This window comes from Pseudomonadota bacterium (assembly GCA_026388215.1).
GTDB lineage: Bacteria > Desulfobacterota > Syntrophorhabdia > Syntrophorhabdales > Syntrophorhabdaceae > JAPLKF01.
In genome coordinates this window covers 1-2,547 of sequence record JAPLKF010000177.1, presented here as the reverse complement: position 1 = coordinate 2,547, position 2,547 = coordinate 1, and the positions used below count along the sequence as shown (strand labels likewise).

2 protein-coding genes are annotated in these 2,547 nt (G+C 44.2%); both read right to left on the bottom strand.

Features of this window, described 5'->3' with window-relative positions:
* Positions 1 to 552: 552 nt before the first annotated feature.
* A complete protein-coding gene (locus tag NTU69_09900; GenBank protein MCX5803823.1) occupies positions 553 to 825 on the bottom strand; it encodes a hypothetical protein in 273 nt (90 codons plus the stop codon).
* A gap of 102 nt (positions 826 to 927) precedes the next feature.
* Positions 928 to 2,424, bottom strand: a complete 1,497-nt coding sequence (locus NTU69_09895) for a transposase (protein MCX5803822.1) — start codon at positions 2,422 to 2,424, stop codon at positions 928 to 930.
* Positions 2,425 to 2,547: the final 123 nt, after the last annotated feature.

Sequence of the window (2,547 nt, the reverse complement as noted above, 5' to 3'; positions counted from 1 at the left end):
GAAAGACACCCTGTAGTAAATGGGGTTGCCAGAGTGCTATGCGCATAGCAATGAATTTAAGGATATGCCGAAACACTGTTTCGCTCGTGCTCCTGCTCCGTGCCGCTTCATCCCGCCCATAGCGGGATTTACCCACTAATGCCCCAGCATCGCTCAATGGGTGAACTCGTCATTCTTCCTCAAACAGCACCCATTGCCCTCCTGCCTGTCGGCAAACAGGTCGGGACGTTCTGCCGTGCCAAAGTGGGTGCCCAACCCGTACTCGATGTCGCACTCACGAAAAGTTCTTCCGGCTCGAAGGAGCCGCAAAGTTCTTCCGGCTTTAACACTATTGATAATCAAGAATAAAGATTTGACCCTCTTCCGTGCTCCTTAAGTGTTGAGTGTAGAGCAATGTACGATCGGGTGTAGCTAACTAACATATCATAAGGGAAAGCAGGATATGTCACGTATAGCGGGATGAAATGGCAGATAACGTGTGCGGCACAGACGAAGCCATCAGGTTTTGAGTCCTCCGTTTGTACCGGTGTTAGGCGAAGTGTGGATTTTTTCCTAATCATTTGTAAACCTATCCGCTACTTCAGGCCATCTGGCTGCCAAATCCTCAAACGCTTGATCCCAGTTTTCTCTTTTTAGTTCATCATCAGACATAGTAAGGTCTAGAGATTTGCCGAGCTTTGCTGCGTGCCAATGATAGGCGTTAAAGAAATTTATTTCTGACCCACTAACATACGACCCAAATTTCTTAAATAACCTGTTGGAATTGATGGAATCAATGGTCATATTGACAATGTTTGCCAATATTACTCCAACAAAATATGCCATAACCTGTTTCCAGCCAGCAATGATAAAACCTGCAACCGCAATTATGATCCAGTATATGCCGAAACCATGGGCGTAACTAAATACCTGACTTTTCCCTTAATTTTATACACTACACTTTGACAAGAGCAGAGGATTGACCTTTTTGAGAATCTCTTCTTGTTTCTTGCTCAAGGTCACTGTCTTGATAAACTTATTCTTAGACCTCGGATCTGTCAGATACACCTTATACATCGATTCCATCGTCTCCAAAGCATCAGCAGCACTCATTCCACTTTCCTTTAATCTGTATTCAAGCACAGAGAGGAGTAGATAAGCAAGATAACAAATAAAAATGTGCCCTCTTACCCGATTGGCTAACCAAAACCTCACTTTGTCCATCTCTAAAAGGCTCTTCATGCATCGGAACGACTTCTCCAAACGGTCCTTCTCAAAATATCCTTTGACCATTTCCTCTGCCCTGAGATTATGGGTGGAAAAAATAACCGATACCCCATCATACCGCTCTGCCAACTGCAAGGCCCCATGGTCGATCTTGTTTCCCTTGATATATTTTCTAAGACCTTCCTTTATGGCCTTATTCTCTTGAAGAAGCTTAAGGGCATGATCAATCTCATCGTAGCGCCTCTCACGGATCGCCTGTCGTTGCTTCTCATTGATACATACAGCAATGTACCCTCTAAGCCCTTCAACCTCGTGCCTCTGCTTTTTTACATAAAAAGTCGCACTCCTGAGCCTGACCCTGTATTTTATGGAGACAATATCCTCTTCCAATACATTATCGACCACCTTCTTCAACCCCGTCTTCAACGCCAAACCGCAGAGCACATCAAATCCCATCCCCTTGGCTTCCCTGATATTCAGCTTCGAGGAAACACCCCTGTCCCAGACAATACAGACAGTCTTAATCTCATGCCGTTTAAGATGAAGAAGTATATCCGGCAAGGTCTTCGAATCAAAGATGTTGCCCTCAAACACCTTATGAAAAATCGGTATCCCATCTTCCTTCGTTATGGCCAGCCCAATCTGAATCTGCGGATCTCTCCGTCCCTCCGCGTTCTGCCCCTTCTTGGCCAGGGGACAGCAAACACCATAAAAATAGATGTTCGTAATGTCGTAAAGATAGCCCGATGGAGAAAGACTCAAGGCATCTTTTAATCGAGAAAAAATCCGCTCTTGTACCTTATCGCCATCCATACCGTCCAGAGAGTCAATAGCCTCGACAAGCTTTTTGTATGTGATCTGCGGAATATCTAAAAGATTACTGATTTCGGTCTTTTGGTACCATTGACTCATTCCTTTTAAACTATCAGGGGCTACACAATGGGCATAAGCCAGACTCAAAAGATAATCCCCGTAGTCCCCAAGTGCTCCTGCCAAATCGACTTGCTTGGCGATTTCATCCAGGACTAAAAGAGGACCATAGATAGTGACCTTATCGACTGAAGACCTTTCCACAGAGCCTGTGAGGAGAGGTTTATCGTCGACTTCTTTTCCGACATAACGGAGATGCCTTTGAACGACCTTACCACCTATCCTCTGGTTTTCGACCTCGGCGAGATAGATGGAGTTCCCCTTTTTTATTTTTCTTATGAAGCTCATAGTGTATATAATATACACTATGAGATAAGTTGTCAAGTTTTTTATTTCCCAAAACTTCCTGATTCTGCTATAGTTTCTGTATGTCTGATGTGTAGTGTACATTTTTTAGGGAAAAGTCAGGTA